Source organism: Streptomyces sp. NPDC002643 (assembly GCF_053592555.1).
Window position 1 is genome coordinate 33,489 of sequence record NZ_JBSFVY010000009.1, and the last position, 18,270, is coordinate 51,758.

Annotated in this window: 16 protein-coding genes; 10 read left to right on the forward strand and 6 right to left on the reverse strand. The window is 72.3% G+C overall.

What is annotated here, in order from left to right; all coding sequences use genetic code 11:
- The first annotated feature begins 356 nt into the window (after positions 1-356).
- The 3 genes from ACWD4G_RS15580 to ACWD4G_RS15590 are packed head-to-tail and all read left to right on the forward strand — an operon-like array spanning position 357 to position 3,163.
- Complete coding sequence (locus ACWD4G_RS15580; protein WP_451293487.1) at positions 357-1,691, forward strand: sensor histidine kinase; 1,335 nt, start codon at positions 357-359, stop codon at positions 1,689-1,691.
- A complete protein-coding gene (locus ACWD4G_RS15585) occupies positions 1,688-2,344 on the forward strand; it encodes a response regulator (RefSeq protein ID WP_451293489.1) in 657 nt (218 codons plus the stop codon). Before ACWD4G_RS15580 ends, ACWD4G_RS15585 begins: the two co-directional genes overlap by 4 nt.
- Before the next feature lie 27 nt (positions 2,345-2,371).
- Complete coding sequence (locus tag ACWD4G_RS15590; RefSeq protein ID WP_451293490.1) at positions 2,372-3,163, forward strand: thioesterase family protein; 792 nt, start codon at positions 2,372-2,374, stop codon at positions 3,161-3,163.
- 141 nt (positions 3,164-3,304) lie between these two features.
- Here ACWD4G_RS15590 and ACWD4G_RS15595 read toward each other — a convergent pair whose 3' ends face one another.
- The 3 genes from ACWD4G_RS15595 to lnt all read right to left on the reverse strand — a co-directional run bounded on the left by ACWD4G_RS15595 (position 3,305) and on the right by lnt (position 6,254).
- On the reverse strand, positions 3,305-3,967 hold the full coding sequence (locus ACWD4G_RS15595; protein ID WP_451293492.1) for a DoxX family protein: 663 nt from the start codon (positions 3,965-3,967) through the stop codon (positions 3,305-3,307).
- Between the two features lie 129 nt (positions 3,968-4,096).
- Positions 4,097-4,570, reverse strand: coding sequence for an NUDIX hydrolase (locus ACWD4G_RS15600; protein WP_451293494.1), 474 nt, complete (start codon positions 4,568-4,570; stop codon positions 4,097-4,099).
- 67 nt (positions 4,571-4,637) lie between these two features.
- Complete coding sequence (gene lnt / locus ACWD4G_RS15605; protein WP_451293496.1) at positions 4,638-6,254, reverse strand: apolipoprotein N-acyltransferase; 1,617 nt, start codon at positions 6,252-6,254, stop codon at positions 4,638-4,640.
- 293 nt (positions 6,255-6,547) lie between these two features.
- Between lnt and ACWD4G_RS15610 the strand changes: the two genes are divergently transcribed.
- Positions 6,548-7,531 carry an O-antigen ligase family protein gene (locus ACWD4G_RS15610; RefSeq protein ID WP_451293498.1) on the forward strand — a complete coding sequence of 328 codons (984 nt, stop codon included), beginning with the start codon at positions 6,548-6,550 and terminating at the stop codon, positions 7,529-7,531.
- Between the two features lie 49 nt (positions 7,532-7,580).
- Here ACWD4G_RS15610 and ACWD4G_RS15615 read toward each other — a convergent pair whose 3' ends face one another.
- Both ACWD4G_RS15615 and ACWD4G_RS15620 read right to left on the reverse strand, forming a co-directional pair.
- Positions 7,581-8,135, reverse strand: a complete 555-nt coding sequence (locus tag ACWD4G_RS15615) for a hypothetical protein (RefSeq protein WP_451293500.1) — start codon at positions 8,133-8,135, stop codon at positions 7,581-7,583.
- Between the two features lie 50 nt (positions 8,136-8,185).
- Positions 8,186-8,992: a glutamate racemase gene (locus ACWD4G_RS15620; RefSeq protein ID WP_451293502.1), complete on the reverse strand. Its 807-nt coding sequence runs from the start codon at positions 8,990-8,992 to the stop codon at positions 8,186-8,188.
- A gap of 57 nt (positions 8,993-9,049) precedes the next feature.
- On the opposite strand from ACWD4G_RS15620, the gene ACWD4G_RS15625 reads away from it, so the two are divergent.
- A complete protein-coding gene (locus tag ACWD4G_RS15625; RefSeq protein WP_451293504.1) occupies positions 9,050-10,225 on the forward strand; it encodes a glycosyltransferase in 1,176 nt (391 codons plus the stop codon).
- A gap of 40 nt (positions 10,226-10,265) precedes the next feature.
- Here ACWD4G_RS15625 and ACWD4G_RS15630 read toward each other — a convergent pair whose 3' ends face one another.
- Entirely contained in the window at positions 10,266-11,588 is a 1,323-nt protein-coding gene (locus ACWD4G_RS15630) for a TerD family protein (RefSeq protein ID WP_451293506.1), read from the reverse strand.
- Between the two features lie 336 nt (positions 11,589-11,924).
- On the opposite strand from ACWD4G_RS15630, the gene ACWD4G_RS15635 reads away from it, so the two are divergent.
- The 5 genes from ACWD4G_RS15635 to ACWD4G_RS15655 all read left to right on the forward strand — a co-directional run bounded on the left by ACWD4G_RS15635 (position 11,925) and on the right by ACWD4G_RS15655 (position 18,227).
- Complete coding sequence (locus ACWD4G_RS15635) at positions 11,925-12,374, forward strand: DUF6643 family protein (RefSeq protein ID WP_451293508.1); 450 nt, start codon at positions 11,925-11,927, stop codon at positions 12,372-12,374.
- A gap of 87 nt (positions 12,375-12,461) precedes the next feature.
- Positions 12,462-13,286, forward strand: coding sequence for an MOSC domain-containing protein (locus tag ACWD4G_RS15640; RefSeq protein ID WP_451293510.1), 825 nt, complete (start codon positions 12,462-12,464; stop codon positions 13,284-13,286).
- 175 nt (positions 13,287-13,461) lie between these two features.
- Positions 13,462-14,085: an Rv1733c family protein gene (locus ACWD4G_RS15645; RefSeq protein WP_451293512.1), complete on the forward strand. Its 624-nt coding sequence runs from the start codon at positions 13,462-13,464 to the stop codon at positions 14,083-14,085.
- Positions 14,086-14,195: 110 nt separating this feature from the next.
- A complete protein-coding gene (locus tag ACWD4G_RS15650) occupies positions 14,196-16,643 on the forward strand; it encodes a right-handed parallel beta-helix repeat-containing protein (RefSeq protein ID WP_451293514.1) in 2,448 nt (815 codons plus the stop codon).
- A gap of 87 nt (positions 16,644-16,730) precedes the next feature.
- Entirely contained in the window at positions 16,731-18,227 is a 1,497-nt protein-coding gene (locus tag ACWD4G_RS15655) for an alpha/beta fold hydrolase (protein WP_451293516.1), read from the forward strand.
- Positions 18,228-18,270: the final 43 nt, after the last annotated feature.

Sequence of the window (18,270 nt, forward strand, 5' to 3'; positions counted from 1 at the left end):
CCGCGCCCAAGGGCGAAGCCCAAGCGGGGGTCAAAGGGGCAGCCGCCCCTGGTGAAGGGATGGGTAGGGGCGGCGGGGGCGAAAATCGACATAGTCGGGGCCGCCCGGAGCCGACACCGCCCAGGCGTGGCCCGCCCGCCGAGGCCGTGGTTCCGCGAGCCCGGTCGGGGGCGAACGACGGCGCGGTCGTACGATCCCCACCTCGGTGGTGGATCACCGACCGACCGTCTCCCCCTCCACCGCCTCCCCCTCACCCTCCCCCCACCATCCACCCGACCCGCCTCCCCCACCCCGTCCGCCGGTCCACTCCCCCGGACCGGCGGACAGCCCCGCCTGCACGACGAAGGGCGCTCACCATGACCGCACCACCCGAACCAGCGGCCCGTACCCGCCGCCGCCTGCCCCGGCTCCCCGTCCCCCTGTCCACCGACCCGGAGCAACGCCTGATCGTCCCGATCGTGCTCCGGCTGGCCGGATGGCGGATGGCCGACCAGGCGCATCCCTGGGCCCGCCGCTGGGGCGTCCCGGCGCTGGTCGCGACGGCGGGTGTGCCCTCGCTGCTCAACCCGGCCAACCACGCCGAGTGGCAGGTGCAGTCGGCGCTGATCGTGGCGTTCGCCGTTCCGCTGCTGTGGCGGGAGCGCCGTCCCGTGCTCGTGTTCGCGATCGTCACCGCCGTGTCCGGGGTCGCCATGGCCCTGGACACCTTCAACGGCGCGGACGCCGCCCGCGCCGTGGCCCTGTTCAACATCGGCCGCCACGGCACCCCGCGCCAACTGGCCGTCGCGCTGGGCGTCACCGTCGCCCAACTGGTGGCCTGGGCCACGGTCTACTGGACCGGCGGCCAGCTGGAGTACGCGGCCCGTCCCGAGGTGGTGACCGTGCTGGCGATGGCCGCCATGGCCGCGTTCGCCGGTCTCGGCCTGGCCGGTCGGCTGGTCAACGTGGTCATCGACGCCCTGCAGAAGGAACGCGACCAGCAGGCGCGGCTGGCCGCCGCACAGGAACGCGCCCGGGTGTCACGGGAGATGCACGACATCCTCGGTCACACCCTCGCCGTCATCGTCGGTCTCGCCGACGGCGCCGCCGCGCTCGCCGCCACCAAACCGGAGCGCGGCGCCGAGACCCTGCGGATCATCGCCGAGAGCGGCCGGGACGCCCTCGGCGAACTACGCCGCCTCCTCGCCGTCATCGGCGTCGAGGACACGCCGGGCGGCGACGCCCCGCTCGCCCCGCAGCCCTCGCTCGCCGACCTCGACGCCCTCCTGGAACGCTTCCGGGCAGCGGGCCCCACCGCCGCCCTGCACACCGACGGCGATCTCACCGCGCTGTCCCAGGGCCTCCAACTGGCCGTGTACCGCATCGTCCAGGAGGCCCTCACCAACACCCTCAAGCACGCCGCCCTCGACACGACGGTCACCGTCTCCGTCACCGCGACCCCCGACGCCGTACGCGTCTCCGTCGAGGACACCGGCCCGCCTCGCCCCACCGCGCCCAAAGACCACCGGGGCGGCGATGGCGGCAGCGGCAAGGGCTTGGTCGGCATGCGCGAACGCGCCGCCCTCTACCAGGGCGGTGTCACCGCCGGCCCCAACCCCCGAGGCGGCTGGAGCGTCCACGCCCATCTCGTCCCCACCACACCCGCCACCCTCTCCACCCCCACCTCTCACCCGGAGAATCCGCCGCTATGACCACCGTCCTCATCGTCGACGACCAGGCCCTGCAACGCCTCGGCTTCCGGATGCTCCTGGAGGCCCAGCCCGACATGACCGTCGCCGGCGAGGCCACCAACGGCGGCGAAGCCGTCCGCAAGACCGCCGAACTGCGCCCCGACGTCGTCCTGATGGACGTCCGGATGCCCGGCATGGACGGTATCGAGGCCACCCGCCGCATCGCCGAGTCCGGCGGTCGCTCCCGGGTCCTGGTCCTGACGACCTTCGACCTCGACGAGTACGCCTATGGCGCGCTCCGCGCCGGGGCCAGCGGCTTCTTCCTCAAGGACGCCCGCCCCGACGAACTCGTCGTCGGCATTCGCGCCGTCGCCGCCGGGGACTCCGTGATCTCGCCCGGCATCACCCGCAGGCTCATCGACACCTTCACCAGCCATCGGCCCGGCGGTACGAAGGAACACGACCGCCGGCTCGCCGAACTCACCGAACGCGAACGCGAGGTGCTCACCGCCATCGCCACCGGCGCCACCAACGCCGAGATCGCCGAAGGCCTCCACCTCGCCGAGTCCACCGTCAAGTCCCACGTCAGCCGCATCCTCACCAAGATCGGCGCCCGCGACCGCGTCCAGGCGGTGATCTTCGCGTACGACGTCGGCCTGGCCCGGCCCGCGTGAACGGCCGGGCCCCGTCAGCGGCCCGGCTTGACGCCCGCTGAGGAAGGCGAGGCCATCGACGACCACCGCTACAAGCCGACGCCCCACGCGGGCGGGGCCTGGAACTCCGCCGAGCAGCACTTCAGCCCGCTGGGCGGCCTCGTCGTCCACGCCATCGACCGCCACCGGGCCGACGCTTCGGACAACGGCCTGCTGCTCTCCCGGATCAGCTACGACATCCTCGGCCGACTCGCCCTGGACGAGTGCGAGATCGAGGTGGAGACCATCCGCCCCGGACGGACCATCGAGCTCGTGGAAGCGGTCGTACGGATGGCCGGCCGCCCGGTGGTCCGGGCCCGGGCCTGGCTGCTGGCGGACATCGACACCACCGCGGTCGCCGGCGGCCCCGACGACACCCTCCCCTCGCCCGAGTCGCTGTCCCCCTGGCCCATGTCCGACGTCTGGCCCGGCGGCTATGTCTCCTCCCTGGACGTCCGCCCGGTCTCACCGCTCCGCCCCGGCCGCACGACCGCGTGGCTCTCCACACCGCTCGACCTGGTCGCCGGGGTCCCCGTCAGCCCCCTCGCGTCATATCTGGCGCTCGTCGACACCGCCAACGGCATCGCCGTCCGGCAACCGCCGACCGCGTGGATGTTCCCCAACGTCGATCTGACGGTCCATCTCCACCGCTCGCCGCGAGCCGGATGGACGGGGTTGGACACGACGGTCGCCTTCGGCCCCTCGGGTCAGGGCCTCACCAGCACGATCCTGCACGACACGGACGGCCCGGTCGGCCACGCCCGGCAGATCCTCACCGTCCGCCCGCAGCCGGGAACTTGACGAAGCGTCACCGTCAGGTGCGAGTCCTCGGGCGAGGGGACCATACCGACGGTGCCTGGCAGTGACCACCCTCGGGACGCGACCACCCACGACTACGCTGCGGACGCCCGACCGCCCGTCGCGGCGCTCACGGCGAAGCGTTCACGGCTTCTTCTCCGGCCGCCAGAACACCCCCAGCAGCCCCGCCGTCCCGGCCAGGCCCACGCCCAGGACCACCCCGGCGCCCGCCCAGCCGGTCACCGCTGTGTCGGCGGCCGTGTCCAGGGCTATCTCGCCGGGCCCCCACGCGCCGAGGGCCACCACGAGGACGCCCAGGACGAGGACGTACTCGTAGCCCTCCTTGAACACGAAGAACCCATTGGGGCGGTGGGCGAGGAGCCCGGCGATCAGCATCACCGAGAGTACGGCCGCGCAGGCCAGCGGCGTCAGGAACCCGGCGATGATCAGAACCCCGGCGCTCATCTCGGTGAGCACGCTGAGCCATGCCTGCAGTCGGGGCCGTCTCAGGCCGAGCCCGGCGAACCATCCGGCCGTACCGCTGATGCCGCCTCCGCCGCGCCAGTGGTTCCAGCCGTGCGCGATCATCACCGCACCCAGTACGAACCGCACGGCCAGCAACGCGATGTCGGATGCCTCACCCATGGTGGTGTCCCTCTCCGTCGGCAGTGCCCTCACGCCGAGGGCGCACTCCTCGACGAACGCGAGCACGTGCAAGTGGCAGGCGAGGGCGGTGCGTCCGACATCCGTGAGGTGACCGGCGCCCGCCTGCTCCTGCACTACCACCCTGGGCGCCAACTCGAACATCGAGGCGACATCGGGCAGTTGCTCGGGCAGCAGGGGATCGGGCCGTGGCTGGCGAGTGTCGGCCGGGCCCGGCGCCCGCTGAACATCCTGTTCCCGTCCAGCGTCGGGGCACCGGCCCCAGGCCTTGACTCAGACGGTCGGGTCGAACCAGGTGGGCCCGTCGGACAGCGCCTGCTTGATCCGGAACAGCCCGAACTCGTGCAGGTCCGGCAGATCGTCGAGCGAGAACCAGCCCACGTCCAGCGACTCGTCGTCGTTGACGCGGGCCTCACCGCCGACGGCCCGGCACCGGAACGTGGTGTCCATGTACTGGCAGACGTCACCGTTGTCGTAGCGGACCTGGTCCAGGGCCTGGACCAGGACGACCTTCTCGGCCACGCACGTCACGGCCGTCTCCTCGAAGACCTCCCGCACGGCACAGGCGGCGGGCTGCTCCCCGGGCTCCGGGATGCCGCCGATCAGCGACCACTTGCCGGTGTCGGAGCGGCGGTTGAGGAGCACGCGCCCCTCGTCGTCGAAGACGAGCGCGGTGACCCCGGGGAGCCAGAGGAGTTGGTGACCGGCGGAGGCGCGGATGTGGCGGATGAAGTCAGGGGTAGGCATGGCTCCGACCCTAACGGGCCGGTTCCCTCATCCCCGCCCTGCCAGGACGCGCACCTGAGGCGTACGGCTACACGCCACCGGCGCGCCTCCCGCGCACACCGGCCCCGATGGCCCAGCCGAGCCCACCCGCCGCGACCAGTACCAGAAGCATCTCGGGCAGCACACCGAGCTTGGTCGCGGGCGTCTCGGAGGACCGCAGCGGCACCTTCTGCACCAGGGAATCGGCGACGAACATTCCCGTCTTCTGGGTGACCCTGCCGTCCGGCATGATGATCGCGCTGACGCCACTCGTCACCGGAACGGTGACCGTACGGCTGTGCTCGACGGCCCGGACCCGGGACATGGCGAGCTGCTGGTACGTCATCTCGCTGCGGTCGAACGTCGCGTTGTTGCTCGGCACCGAGATCAGCTGGGCGCCATCGGTGACCTCGGAGCGCACCGCCCAGTCGAAGGCCGCCTCGTAGCAGGTGACGAGGCCGACCTTGGCGCCGCCCATGGTGAACACCCCGGGCTCGGTGCCCCGGCTGAAGTCCTGGCGGACCATCGACGTCCACTCGCTGTTGATGGCCCCGATGAATCCGCGCAGCGGCAGGTACTCGCCGAACGGCTGGATCTGGCGCTTGTCGTAGGTGTCGACGGGACCTTTCTCGGGGTCCCAGAGGATCTGCTCGTTGTAGAGCTTGCCGTCCTTCTCGACGACTCCGCCGACGGAGATGGGGGCGTCGATGGCCTGGGCGGCCTGCTCGATGACCGCGCGGGCGTCGGCGTTGGCGAAGGGGTCGATGTCGGAGGAGTTCTCCGGCCACAGCACGAGGTCCGGCTGTGCGACCTTGCCGGCCTTGACCTCGGCGGCCAGCCGTTCGGTCTCCCTGGCGTGGTAGTCGAGGACGGCCCGCCGCTGGGCGTTGAAGTCGAGCCCCAGACGCGGGACGTTGCCCTGGATGGCCGCCACGGTGACCGTGCCGGTCTCGGCCTTGTCGCTGACCAGGGCACGCGAGGCGAAGGCGGCGAGCAGGGGCACGGCCAGACTGAGCGCCGCCACGATCGCGGTCGCCTTGTGCGGGGCGGCCCCGCCGCGCCGCGCCTCGACGACCAGACGTACGACCTCGTAGAGCCCGAAGCCGCAGAGCACGACGGCGAAACCGAGGACCGGGGTGCCGCCGAGCGCGGCCAGTGGCAGGAAGACCCCGTCGGCCTGACCGAAGGCGATCTTGCCCCAGGGGAAGCCGCTGAACGGGGCACGCGCGCGTGCCGCCTCCCCGGCGGTCCACAGCGCGGCGGCCCACACCGGCGCGCCCGGCAGCTTCGACACGACGGCGACACCCGCGCCGACGAACGCCACGAACACCGCCTCGATGGCGGCGAGCGCGATCCACGGCACGGGGCCGACCTCGACTCCGGTCCACTTCAGCAGCGGCAGCAGAAATCCGAGGCCGAACAGATAGCCGAGCCCGAGCCCCGCCTTCCAGCTCCGCCCGCGCACCACCCAGCCGAAGCCCGCGAAGGCGGGCAGCGCCAGCCACCACACGGTCCGGGGCGGGAAGCTGACGTAGAGCAGCACCCCGCAGAGCGCGGCGACGGCGGCCGGAAGGAGCTTGCGCCCCCAGCGGGAGACACGGGAGACGGGCGCGGCCTGCGGTTCCAGCTGTTCCGGCTCGTCTATGGGAGTGGCGGTGACGGTCACTCGGCGAGTCTACGGCGCGTCACCCCGGCGCCGACAGGACGGTCGGCGCGGCCCCTGTGAGGCGTTTTCCTCACCGCGGCCGCAACGTTCCTGCGCAACTCATCCACACATCGCCACCTCACCCGTTACGGTGTGCCCGAGGCTCTGACGTGCGGCCGAGCAGGGCCGGGCGATCGGGGCCCGGCACAGTCGGGGGGCTGACACAGTTGAGGGGGCAGGGGTCCACAGGGACGGAGTCCGCGGCCGGTGCATCGGCCGCGGGTGACAGACGGAACGTTTCTGATGTCACGGGTGTGCTGCTGCTCGGGGCGTGCGCGGCCTGGGCGCTGATCACGGCGGCGAGCCGGGGCGGGCGCCCGGAGGGGGTGCTGCTGGCGGTGCTCGCGCTGTCGGCGGGTTACGCGGCGGGCCGGATCAGCGGGGCCCTGCTGCCGGTGCTCGCCCCGACCGTGGGGGCGCTGGGGGCTCTCGGCCTGGCGATCACCGCCCCGCACACCATGGGCGGCTCACTTCTGGTCACCCCGTTGGGCCACACGGGCGCGACGGCCGCGCTGCTGGCCCTCTCCGCCGGTGCCGCCTGCTGCGCGGCCTGGGCGGCCCGTGCCTCCGGCGTGCGGTTCGCCCTGGCGCTGCTGGCCGCCGGGGTGACGGTGACCGCCGGGGTGCTCGGCTCGGCCACCGGCCTCTTCGCCTGCACCGGGGTCCTGCTGTGCTCGCTCGCCGCCGCCCGTATGCGCCACCGGGGCGTGGGGCTCGCCGGGCTGGCCCTGCTGACAGCCGTGGTGACGGGGACGACCTGGGCGATCGCCGAGGACGTCCTGCCGATCGGACTGACCGACGCCCTGGAGGGCCGGCTCACCGCGCACCGCGTCCTGCTCTGGCGCGACGCGCTCCACCTGGCCCACGACGATCCGCTGCTGGGCGCGGGCCCAGGCCGTTTCGGGGAGCTCGGCACGACGATCACCCTGTCGGCGTCCTCCGACGACAAGCCCCACTCGGCACCGCTCCAACTGGCCGCCGAACAGGGCCTCATCGGTGTCGCCCTGCTCGCCACGGTCTACTGCTGGGTCCTGTACGTCCTGTGGCGCGCCCCTCGCCCCACCCCGGTCGTCCTCACCGCCGGCGCCGCCCTCACCGCGCTGGCCGCCATCGCCGCGGTCGGCAACGCGCTCAGCTTCACGACGGTGACCGCGGGCGCGGGCCTGCTGGCGGGCATGGCGACGGCACGACCGCTCACGGACGGGTCCGACGGCACCGGCGTACCGGACGGCGGCTGACGGGGATGACGGCGTGGGCGTGCCCGAGGGCGAGTGACCGGTGGGGCGGTCAGCGGGCGGCGCCGGGGGCCTTCGGGCGGAGGTGGGCGCGGATGACGCGTACGGCGGTCTCCGCGTTGTCCACGGTGATCGTGAACGTATGGCCGTCCCCCAGGATGAGCACGACGCCCTCACCACGCCGTACGACGACGGCGGTGCCCTTGTGCGGCCGCCAGCGGTAGCCCCAGCCGCCCCACTCGTGAGGGGTGACACAGGCGATGAAGTCGACGTCGGTGATCTGCGAGAGGGGGATGCGGCGGCGCGGTACGCCGATGTGGCCGCAGCGCACTTCCAGGCAGTCCTTGTCGATGCGCACGGAGACGTGCACGAAGGCGAGGGTGCCGAACATGACCAGCAGTCCGGCGGCGATGCAGCCGACGACGGACATGACGAGCGGGGTGCCGGACGTCCATGCGGAGTCGACCGCGAGTTCGATGCCGAGTGCCATGCAGGCGGCACCGCCGAGTGCCAGGAGCCACTGGGCGCGGTTGGTTGCGCGTCCGGTCCAGACCTCGGGATGGGGGGCTTCGGGGGAGCCCTTCTCACCGTGGGGGTGGTCCCTCATGGCAATGAGCGTACTCAGGTTCCGTAGCGCGGGCACCTGGTCGCGGAACGTTACTGCTCGGGGCGCAGGGCCAGTGCCGGGCCGACCGCGCCGAGCAGTCTGGCCTCCTCGTAGCCGAGCGCCGGCGCGGGCAGCGCGCCCTCTCGTCCGCTGAGGATCACCGTGAGGGTCGCGTCGGTCGGCTCGGCGTCGGGCGCGGGGAACTCACCGATGCGGCGCAGCGCCTGGGCGGCGACGGCACCGGCGGAACCGTGCAGGACGAGGGGCGGGCGGCCCGGCTTCTGGAGGGCGGCGCGGATGCGGTCGGCGACCAGTTCGTAATGGGTGCAGCCCAGGACGACGGTCATGACATCGTCGGGGGTGAGCGCGGCGGCGGCGGTGATGGCGGCGTCGATGGCCGTCTCGTCGGCGTGCTCCACGGCTTCGGCGAGCCCCCAGCAGGGCACCTCGGTGACCGGCACGCCGTCGGCGAACTCCGCGATGAGCCCGCGCTGGTAGGGACTGCCGGTGGTGGCGGGGGTGGCCCAGATGGTGAAGGGGCCGCCGGATGCCGCGGCCGGTTTGATCGCCGGGACGGTGCCGATGACCGGAAGTTCCGGTTCGAGGAGGGCGCGCAGGGCGGGCAGGGCGTGCACGGAGGCGGTGTTGCAGCCGACGATCAGGGCGTCGGGGCGGTGCGCGGCGGCGGCCTCGGCCACGGCCAGGGCACGCCGGGTCAGGTCCTCGGGGGTACGCGGGCCCCAGGGCATGCCGTCGGGGTCGGAGGAGATCACGAGGTGCGCGTCGGGCCGCAGTCGCCGTACCGCGACGGCGGCGGGGAGCAGACCGATACCGGAGTCCATGAGCGCGATCTTCACCCGGCCACGATAGTCGATCGCCCCGGTGGGCCCGTCGCCGTGGGGCAGACTGCGGATGTGACCGGCATCGCGTGGACCGCCACCGTTTCACTGGCCGCCTGGCTGTGGCTGCTGCTCGGCCAGGGCTTCTTCTGGCGCACGGACGTACGCCTCCCACCCCGGCGGGACCCCGGGGACTGGCCGCGCGTCTGTGTGGTCGTGCCCGCCCGCGACGAGGCGTCGGTCCTCCCCGAGAGCCTGCCGTCGCTGCTGGCCCAGGACTACCCGGGCCGCGCGGAGATCTTCCTGATCGACGACAACAGCACGGACGGCACCGGCGACCTCGCCCGCGCCCTGTCCCGCCACCCCGACGCCCTGCCCCTCACGGTCTCCTCCCCCGGTGAACCACCCCCCGGCTGGACGGGCAAGCTCTGGGCCGTACGCCACGGAATCGCCCTGGCACGCGCGCGTGGCCCGGAATTCCTCCTCCTCACGGACGCGGACATCGCCCACCGCCCCGACAGCCTGCGCCGATTGGTGGCGGCGGCGCGCACCGGCGGCTACGACCTGGTCTCGCAGATGGCCCGCCTGCGCGCGGAGAGCGTCTGGGAACGCCTCGTCGTCCCCGCGTTCGTCTACTTCTTCGCCCAGCTGTATCCGTTCCGCCGGATCGCCGTAGCGGGTTCACGCACGGCGGCGGCAGCGGGCGGCTGCGTGCTCCTGCGCGCGGAGGCGGCGGAACGGGCCCGTGTGCCGGACTCGATCCGCCAGGCCGTCATCGACGACGTCGCGCTGGCCCGGGCGGTCAAGAGATCCGGCGGCCGCATCTGGCTGGGCCTCGCGGAACGGGTCGACAGCATCCGCCCCTACCCCCGCCTCCACGACCTGTGGCGCATGATCTCCCGCAGCGCCTACGCCCAGCTCCTGCACAACCCGCTGCTGCTCCTCGGCACGGTCCTGGGCCTGACCCTGGTGTATCTGGTCCCGCCCGTCGCCCTCCTGATCGGCCTGATCACGGCGGACCCCTGGGCGGTGGGCGCCGGGGCGGCGGCCTGGGCCCTGATGACGGCGACGTACGCCCCGATGCTCCGCTACTACGCCCAGCCCCTGTGGCTCGCTCCCCTGCTGCCCTTCACCGCGTTCCTGTACCTCCTGATGACGGTCGACTCGGCGGTACAGCACTACAGGGGCCGGGGTGCGGCCTGGAAGGGCCGCACCTACTCCCGCCCGGACACGGTCCCGGAGGAGGGCTAGCTCCTCTGTATGGGCCTTTGCTTCCGGGCTGCATGGGCCTCTACTTCCGGCCCGGTGTCCAGTTCATGCCCCAGCCGTAGGCGTGGTCGACCGTCCGCTGTGGGCTCACTCCGCGTTCGGGGACGAGGTAGCGGGCCTCGCGTTGGACGATGAGGTCGCCGTTCTGCTGGGTGATGAGGGCGAGGGCGCAGACGGTGGAGGGGACGGTGCATTCGTCGAGGGAGAAGTCGACGGGGGCGCCGTGCTGGGGTTGGAGGGTGACCGTGGCGTGGAGGTCGGCGAAGGAGCGGGCGCCCTCGTAGATGGTCACGAAGATGAGGATGCGCCGGAAGGCGTGCTTGTGGTCCAGATTGATGGTGAGGTTCTCGCCGGAGGCCACGGCTCCGGTGCGGTCGTCGCCGTCGAGGTGGATGAACGGCGGCCGGTGCAGCGCCCCGAAGGCGTTGCCCAGGGCCTGGACGACGCCCTTGCTGCCGTCGGACAGTTCGAACAGGGCGCACAGGTCGAGGTCCAGGTCCGCGTGCATGGCGACGGCCCGGCCCAGTTTGCTGCCCCAGCCGGTGAACTGCTTGCGCACCTCCCAGTTGAGGTTGACGCGCATGGCGCCAGAGGTGCCGCCCTGCTTGGCCAGGGAGACCGCCGGGGCCTCCTTGGTGAGCGTGACCTTGGTGAGGCGAACGGGGGCCGGGGGCTGCGCGGGTGGCGCCGGGGGCGCGGGCGGGGCGTGCGTCACCGGGGGCGGCACGGTGACCGGCGGGGCGACCGGGGTGGGCGGTGTGACGGGGGTGGGTGGTGCCACCGGTGTCGGCGGGGCCGTCGGCGTCCGCTGAGCGTGTTGGGGTTCGTCGACCGTGATGCCGAAGTCGGTGGCGAGACCTTCGAGTCCGCTGCCGTAGCCCTGCCCGACGGCCCGGAACTTCCAGGCGCCCTGCCTGCGGTAGAACTCCCCGAGCACAAAGGCGGTTTCCACACTCGCGTCGGCGCTGTCGTACCGCGCGACCTCGGTGCCCGCCCGGTCGTCGACGACCCGGATGTGCAGCCCCGGCACCTGCCCGAAGGTGCCGCCGTCGGCCGAGGCGGCGAGCACGACGGTCTCCACGGCGGGCTCCACGCGCGCGAGGTCGACGAGGAGCACGTCGGTCACCTGGCCGCCGTTGTCCCGTTTGCCCTCGTGGCGGACCGCGCCGGAGGAGTGCGCCGGCTGGTTGTAGAAGACGAAGTCGGCGTCGGAGCGCACCTTTCCGGCGACGAGCAGCAGCGCCGAGGCGTCCGCGTCGGGTACTCCCGGTCCGGAACGCCAGCCCAATTCCACGCGAAGCGCCGTCGTCGGCACGACGACGTTCGATCCTTTCGGCATTGACATGCTCGCCCCCATCAATGGTCGTCCAGAAGATCACCCGATGGTGATCGCCCAGCCGATACCACACCGGCCAACCGATCCGATCGGTTCCCTACGGCTCCGTTGTCGGCGCCAAACCTATTCCCACAGGTGCCCGAACCCCCAGAACCCGTACCGAAAGACGAGTGGTCAACCCCCGGTAACCTGCCGGGAACTCGCCCTTTACACGATCAGAACGCTCTTTGCTGCCCTTTTTCGCCGAGTTCGCTCGCATTGGCGATCCAGCGTCACCGCCGACACGGAAAACAACCCTCTTATCGGTCTCCCCAACCAGCACATCGTGGGCTTAACTTATGTGCCATGACCTCCCCCCGCTCCACCTATGGCGGCGGTTACTACTCCGCCTCGTCCTTCGCGGACACCCCGATCTACGACTCCCTCGTCGCCGAGCGGGGAACCCCTCAGATCGCGCCGATCCGAGTCCCCGCCCAGTACGACACCCCGGGCAGCAATCTGCCCGCGCTCCCGTCGGCGCTGCCCGCGCTTCCGGCGGGCCCCTCCCAGCCCTCCCCGGCCTACGGCTATCCGCAGACCCAGCAGCCCTCGCCGCTGCAGCAGGCGCCCACCGCGTACATCCCGCAGCAGGCCGCGGGTCCGCGCGGTTACCCGGGCGTCCAGCCGCAGCAGCAGCGCCCCATGGGCGGCGGCACCGGGTACGAGGCCATGCGCCCGGCGGCTCCCCGCCCGGCCCCGGCCGCCCCGTACCCGCAGGACCCGTACAACAACGGACAGCAGTACCGGGGGTACTGAGGCCGCGGCCGGAAGGACCGCGGGGGCCGAGGTATCCGTCCGGACATTCCGCGTGGGGTTGTCATCGGCTGCTGGCAGGATGACCCCATGGGGAATCCGGCACTGCACTCGATCCATGTCCACCCGCTGAAGGCGGCCCGGGGCTTCGCGCCCGACGAGGCCGTCGTGGAGCCCTGGGGGCTGGCGGGCGACCGCCGCTGGGTGCTGGTGGACGACTCGGGCAAGGTCATCACTCAACGTCCGCATCCGCGTATGGCGTTGGCCGCCGCCGGGCTGCTGCCCGGCGGCGGCCTCGTGCTGTCCGCGCCCGGCCGCGAGCCGCTCACCGTCCCCGTGCCCGAGCCGGCCGACACGACGACGGTGGAGCTGTGGCGGGACAAGGTGGAGGGCATACCGGCCGCCCCCGAGGCACACGCCTGGTTCAGCGCCTACCTGGAGATCCCCGTACGGCTGGTGCACCTCGACGACCCGGCGACCCGCCGCGCGATCGACCCCGAGTACGCCCGTCCCGGCGAGACCGTGAGCTTCGCCGACGGCTACCCCCTGCTGATCACGACGCTCGCCTCTCTCGACGCCCTCAACTCCCTGATCGCACACGGCGAGCACCCCGAAGAGGGTCCGCTGCCCATGAATCGTTTCCGGCCGAATCTGGTGGTCGGAGGCACGGACGCCTGGGAGGAGGACGGCTGGCGGCGCGTCGCCGTCGGGGAGGTCACCTTCCGCGTCGCCAAGATGTGCGGGCGCTGCGTGGTGACCACCACCGACCAGGACACCGCCGCACGCGGCCGGGAGCCCCTGCGCACCCTCGCCCGGCACCGCCGCTTCGGCGACAAGCTCGTCTTCGGGCAGAACCTGATCCCGGAATCCGAGGGCATGGTGCGGATCGGTGACCCTCTGCGCGTTCTCGAATAGTTCTGTTCCTTTCGGCTTTGACCGACCCCAATAACCTTGAAAACCAAACCTCATTCCGGGCGATCGGGTCCATGTACGGGGAACACACACACCCGGCCCGGCCGTTGAGGGTGATGAGAACTTCATGAGACGGCCGTCGAGATGATCACGGACGCGGAAGGGGGTGTGGGGGATCGTGCGGGCGATCGGTGGGCTGCGGGCGTGCGCGGGGCTGTGGCGTTGGCGACGCAATCCGCTGCGCCGGGCGACGGATCTGGCGGAGGCGTGGCTCGCGCTCGGGGCCCTCGTCGTGATCCTCCTCGTCACGCCCCTGATCGGCGCCGTCGTCGGGACAGCCGCCCAGGACGCACTGCAGCGCTCGGTGCGCGAACAGCACAAGTCCCGGCATCTGGTGACGGCCACCGTCGTCAAGAAGGTCGACGGCTCCCCGCTGGACCCCGACCCCGAGACCGCCACGACCCGTGACCGGCAGAGCCGGGTGGTCGCCGACTGGACCGGCCCGGACGGCACCGACCATCAGGGCACGGTCATGGCCGGCCTCAAGACCCCCCACCCCGGGGACCACTTCACGCTGTGGACGGACGGACAGGGCCGAATAGTCGGCCGGCCCCTGGACACCGCCACCGCGACCACCCATGCCGTGCTGGCCGGATTCGGCACCGCCGTCCTCGCCGCCGGAGTGGTCGAGAGCGCCCGGCGGCTGATCGTCTGGCGCATGGTCCGCCGCAGATACGCCCGCCTGGACCAGGCATGGGACAAGGCGGGACCGGACTGGGGCAGGACGGGCACCGGTAGCTGACCGCCTTGCCACTACGGTCAACTCGCCCTGCCCGCGCACGCTACGGTGGACCGACCAGCCGAACTGTTCGGCATCACCCGCGTTCCACGAGGTGGGGGCACAGCAACGCCATGGCACAGGGCACGGTCCAGGTGACGCACACCGGTACATCGCGGTGGCGGCGCCGCACGGGTGAGTACTCATCGCTCGCCGCGGCCCTGGAGGCCGCGAGCGACGGCGATGTGCTCATCGTCGCTCCCGGCACATACCGGGAGAACCTCGTCGTGCAGCGCGGGGTTACGCTGCGCGGCCCGGAGGGCTCGCCCGGCTCGGTCCGTATCGCGCCCGTGGACGGGGTGCCGCTGACCGTGGCCGCCTCGGCCGTGGTGCAGGACCTGCATGTCGAGGGCCAGGACGCGGCGGCGCCCGCCCTGCTCGTCGAGGACGGCGCACCCGAGCTGCTGGACCTGAGGATCGTCACGCGCTCCGCGGTCGGCATCGAGGTCCGGGGGCATGCCCGCCCGACCGTACGGCGGTGCACGGTCGACAATCCGGCCGGGATCGGTATCGCCGTGGTGGACGGCGGCGGTGGTGTGTTCGAGGAGTGCGAGGTGGTGGCCGCAGGGCAGGCCGGTGTCGCGGTGCGCGGCGGCGGTCATCCGCGCCTGGACCGCTGCCGGATTCACCACACTTCGGGCTCGGGCCTGACGGCGACCGGGGAGAACTCCGCGCTGGAGGCGATCGGTTGCGAGGTCTACGAGATCCGCGGCAGCGGCGTACAGATCACCGGGCGGGCCACGGCCCACCTCACCGACTGCGATGTGCACCGTACGACCGCCGACGGCGTCACCCTCGACACGGACGCCGTGCTGACCCTCGCGGACTGCCGTATCCACGACATCCCGGAGAACGCGGTGGACCTGCGTTCCCGCTCGGTCCTCACGCTGACCCGTACGTCGGTGCGGCAGTTCGGGCGCAACGGCCTGTCGGTGTGGGACCCGGGAACGCGCGTGGACGCCAACCAGTGCGAGATCTTCGACAGCACCGGTGACTATCCGGCGGTCTGGGTCAGCGACGGCGCGACGGCGGTGCTGGAGTCGTGCCGAGTGCACGATGTGCCGGACGCGCTGTTCGTACTCGACCGGGGTTCGCGCGCGGACGTCGTCGACAGCGATCTGACGCAGGTGCGGAACACAGCGGTGTCGGTGAGCGACGGCGCCACCGCCCAGCTCGACGACTGCCGCATCAAGGACGCGGCCACGGGCGCCTGGTTCCGCGACCACGGCAGCGGTGGCACGCTCAACGGCTGCACGGTGGACGGCACCCAGACCGGCGTGATCGTCACCAAGGGGGCGGACCCCACCATCGAGCGCTGCACGGTGACCTCGCCCGCCGAGGCGGGCTTCTATGTGTCGGCGGAGGGCCGCGGCAGCTTCCACAACTGCCGGGTGACCGGCAGCGGCGGCTACGGCTTCCACATCATCGACGGCTGCCGGGCCACCCTGCGCAAGTGCCGTACGGAGCGCTGTGCGCGCGGCGGTTACGAGTTCGCGGACGGCGGGCCCGGGGCCACCGGCGGCGGGCCGGTGGTCGAGGACTGCACCAGCGACGAGAGCGCGGGCGTACGCCCCCCGACGGCGCAGGAGACGGTCACCCAGGCGACGACCGCCCAGTCTCCCGGTCTGCTGGGCTCCATCCCGGTGCAGCGGACGGTCGAGCCGCAGCCGAACACGGCCGGGGTGCCCGCCGCCGAGCCGGAGAAGCCGTCACGGACGTCGAAGGCAGTCCTCGGTGAACTCGACGCGCTGGTGGGCCTGGAGAGCGTCAAGCGCGAGGTGCGTGCCCTCACCGACATGATCGAGGTGGGCCGCCGTCGACAGCAGGCGGGCCTCAAGGCGGCGTCCGTGAAACGGCATCTGGTCTTCACGGGCTCCCCCGGCACCGGCAAGACCACCGTCGCCCGGCTCTACGGCGAGATCCTGGCCTCGCTCGGTGTCCTGGAGAAGGGCCATCTCGTCGAGGTGTCCCGCGTCGACCTGGTGGGCGAGCACATCGGCTCCACCGCCATCCGCACCCAGGAGGCGTTCGAACGGGCCCGTGGCGGTGTGCTGTTCATTGACGAGGCGTACGCGCTGTCGCCGGAGGACTCGGGGCGGGACTTCGGCAAGGAGGCCATCGACACCCTGGTGAAGCTGATGGAGGACCACCGCGACGCGGTCGTGGTGATCGTCGCCGGCTACACCGCCGAGATGGAGCGGTTCCTGACCGTCAACCCCGGTGTGGCATCCCGTTTCTCACGGACCATCACCTTCGACGACTACGTCCCCGAGGAACTGCTGCGGATCGTGGAGCAGCAGGCCGAGGAGCACGAGTACCGGCTCGCGCCGGGTGCCGGGGACGCCCTGCTGAAGTACTTCACCGCGCTCCCGAAGGGCCCCGCCTTCGGCAACGGCCGTACGGCACGCCAGACGTTCGAGGCGATGGTGGAGCGCCACGCGGGCCGCGTCGCCCAGGTCGACGAACCCAGCACGGACGACCTGACGTTGCTGTACGAGGAGGACCTGCCGGAGCTGCCGTGAGGGGGTGAGCCCCAGGGGGTAATCCCCACCGGTGGTGGGTTGGTGGCCGGATGGGGCGGAAGTGGTCCGGCGGACAGCATGGTCGGCATGACGCATCGCACTCGACGAGCCCTTGTCCTCGCCCTCTCGCTCTCGGCCGCCGCCACCGCGCTGACGGCGGTCACCGGCCCCGCGGCCTCCGCCTCACCCACCCTCCACTGGCGCCCCTGCGCGCAGCCCGACGGCCCCGCCGGACAGGAGTGCGCCGAGCTTCCGGTGCCGCTCGACTACCGCGACCCGGACGGCCCCCGACTCACCCTCGCCGTCTCCCGGTTGCGCAGCGAGCACCCCGAGGAGCGGCGCGGAGCGCTGCTGGTGCTTCCGGGCGGGCCGGGCGGCTCCGGCGTGAAGCGGCTGGCCCAGCAGGGGAACGCGCTGCGCCGGGAACTGGGCGGCACGTACGACCTCGTCAGCCTCGATCCGCGTGGCGTGGGCGGCAGTACTCGGGCGGGCTGCGGCCTGCCCGCCGAGGACCGGCACCTGGTGAGCCTGCGTTCCTGGCCCGCCCCCGACGGCGACATCACCGAGAACGTGGCCCGCTCCCGCCGTACGGCGCGGGCCTGCGCTCGCAACGGCGGGCCGGTGCTGCGCAGCCTCACCACGGCCAACGAAGTGCGGGACATCGAGCGCTTCCGGCGGGCGTTGGGCGAGGAGAGGCTGTCGGCGTTCGCGGTGTCGTACGGCACGTATGTGGGCGCGGTGTACGCGCAGAAGTACCCGGAGCGGACCGACCGTTGGGTGCTGGACAGCAACGACGACCCCGATCCGCGTCGGGTGGCCCGCCGCTGGCTGGCGAATCTGGCGCGGGGCGCGGAGGACCGGTTCCCGGACTTCGCGGCCTGGGCGGCCGACCCGGCGCGGGAGGCGCAGGGCCTGCGGCTGGCCGAGAGGGCGGAGGACGTACGGCCGTTGTTCCTGTCCCTGGCGGCCGAGTTGGACCGCGTGCCACGGGCGACGACCACCGCCGGTGTGCCGCTCACCGGGAACCGGCTGCGGCAGGCGATGCAGACCGCCCTCTACGACAACGCCTCGTTCGACGACCTGGCCCGGCTGATACGGCAGGCTCAGGACCCCCGGGCGACACCGGTTCTGACGCCCGATGTGGCGGGGCCGATGGGTGACGAGGACGCGGCGGTCACCATGGCGGTGGTCTGCAACGACGTCCGCTGGCCCACCTCGGTCGCGGCGCACGAGCGGGCGGTTGCCGCCGACCGCGCACGGCATCCGCTCACGGCCGGGATGCCGGTGAACATCACTCCGTGCTCCTTCTGGAAGGACGCGCCGGCCGAGACGCCGACCCGCGTCACGGACGACGGTCCGTCCAACATCTTGATGGTCCAGTACCGGCGGGACCCCGCGACTCCGTACTCCGGTGCCCTCAAGTTGCGTTCCGCGCTGGGCGACCGGGCCCGGCTCGTGACGGTGGAACGCGGTGGGCACGGGGTCTATCTGGACCCCGACAACGCCTGCGGGGACCGTGTGGTGACCACGTTCCTGCGCACCGGGCAGCGGCCGGAAGGGGATGTGTCGTGTACGGACGACTGACCGTGCTCCCGGGCCACCCGTGCCCCGGCCGTCGCGGCCGTCG